The following is a 2,177-nucleotide window of genomic DNA, read 5'->3' as shown; positions in this document are numbered from 1 at the left end:
CGTATAACCTACGTATGAGTTTTTGTGTCAGATTATCATGTTCATCATCAGGAGCTCCCATGCTAATTAGTCCAAGTGGGTCAAATTCATTAACTATTTTTCTAAGAGTTAAAAAATCACTCATGTACTCCTTGGAGATTTTCTTCTTTCTATTAATAATTATCAGCCCCTTGTAATTTAATCGAAAAGTCTAGACCAAACTACCTGATAAATCTATTGTTTCCCTACCTTTCATCAACGAAATTCACTATGTACTTCAAAAGGCGTCCTGTTAGTTGAACAAATCAGCATTATTGTTTACACGTTTCTCCTTTGGATTTATTCATTAATAATTCCATAATAAATAAGATCTTCATATTGGTTTTTCTTCATGACATGATCTCTTAAGACACCTTCTTTGCTCATGCCTATTTTCTGTATAACTCTTCCAGAAGCTGAATTCGACTTAAAATGACGAGCATATACTTTATGATATTGCTTTTCAAGAAAGGCAAATTCGAGTATAGCTTCTCCAGCCTCTGTGGCATAACCATTTCCCCAAAATTCTTCTCCAATCCAATAAGCAATTTCACCATTATTAAATTTTTGATTGTTAGATAATGCTATTGCTCCATATAAATTTCCTGTATCTTTGTCTGTAATTGCAAATTCATATGACCTATTATTATTAAAATTATCAAGATGATTCTCAATCCAAGATAAAGCATCCTCTATGGAATAGGGATATGGTAGATATAGAGTGTTTTTGTAAATGTTATAATTATCACAAAGTCTAGTAACCTCTGATGCATCTAATGTTTGAAACAGTCTTAGCAATAACCTATTAGTAGTAATTGTTTTATTTGAGCTATCATAAATCAAAATAATCCCCCCATATAGGCTTTTAGACTACAACTCAAATGTTCTTCATATTCCCTTCTACAAAATAGTTTTGGTTACTTACACTTAGTGAGCAAGGTCGAAAATTATAAGTTTTGAATGGCTTTCTTTAGCTGATCATCGAATGGCCGAACTGCTTCAGATTCACTGAAATAAACGATCATTATATTCTTTTTCTCGTATTGAATGACCATTCAAGAGAAAGTGTTACACATGAGTATATTCTTTTAGTAGGGTAGGAAGAATGCGGGAAGTTGTTCAGCATTTGACCATATTATTATCGTTTGCTTGTTTCCAACCAATCTAACCACTTTTGTGCAATACTGAGCCTAATTTGAGTGCTTTGTTCGGAGTACCAGCACATTCCTTCCTGCCATTCAAGACTTGAGGAGAATCGAATACCTGTAATTTCCTCAAGCACCCCCAAGCGTGCTCCGAAGATAGCAACTTTTTTATTTATAGCATCACTCTTTAGAGCTGAAATGATTGGTTTTTCGAAGCTACTACTCTTAATTTTTGACGCAAGATTAAGGGCACTATATACAATATCTGAATCTATATCAGAAAAGAGTGCTATTAAGTCATCAGATATCTGTTCCCACAATTCTGGACATTTACTCAGTGTGTATATAGCTCCCATCCTTACGTAACGGTTTGAATCCATTAGTAACTGACGCATTTTACTAATTTCTACGTGTTGAGGACTGGAAGACAACAGAATAATTGCTGTTGTACGGATACGATATGAAGAATGTCGTAATAATTCTTGAACAAATTCAACTAATTCCTCAGGAATATTCTCTGAAAAAAAAGATAGCAATGCCTCCGTTACCAATTCTTCATCATGACCATTTATCGTCTCTAACCGTTCTTCAACAGTTTTTTGTTTCCAACTGTTCCAGCGAAAGTATGGGGATTCCGTATACTGTGGTTTTGGTTCGGGAGCTGAATTTATCGCCGCTGAAACGTCGACTAAACCAGAGTGCAACTCTATCCAAGCAGGATGAAATAGGCCACTATTTGTTATCACTGATTTTACTTGAAATGCTGACCAGTCTGGATGAGCTTCCCAGATACAAGCTGCGGTTCCTAAAATGATTGGTCCGGCAAAAGATGTTCCTTCGGTACGTGCATAATCTTTAGGTAGTTCATCTTTTGTTGCCGTATAATGATTCATACGCTCTTCTTCTGATTGGAACGGCATTGGCAGAACAATGTTTTCAGCTTGAGCAACTATCTCAGGAACCCATTTATTTTCAAACGTGAAGCCTCTACAGCTATGATAGGCAGTGGAATGT

Annotated in this window: 2 protein-coding genes; both read right to left on the bottom strand. The window is 35.6% G+C overall.

Annotated elements, in window-relative coordinates:
• Positions 1-318: 318 nt before the first annotated feature.
• Positions 319-861, bottom strand: a complete 543-nt coding sequence (locus AC1DWN_RS32720) for a GNAT family N-acetyltransferase (protein ID WP_477563011.1) — start codon at positions 859-861, stop codon at positions 319-321.
• Positions 862-1,156: 295 nt separating this feature from the next.
• The coding region (locus AC1DWN_RS32715; RefSeq protein ID WP_477563010.1) for a HEAT repeat domain-containing protein at positions 1,157-2,177 on the bottom strand (1,021 nt) is incomplete at its 5' end.

It is taken from the genome of Paenibacillus sp. P4_A7, from assembly GCF_056402455.1.
The sequence above is the reverse complement of the archived record's forward strand: the minus strand, read 5'-3'. Positions and strand labels throughout refer to the sequence as shown.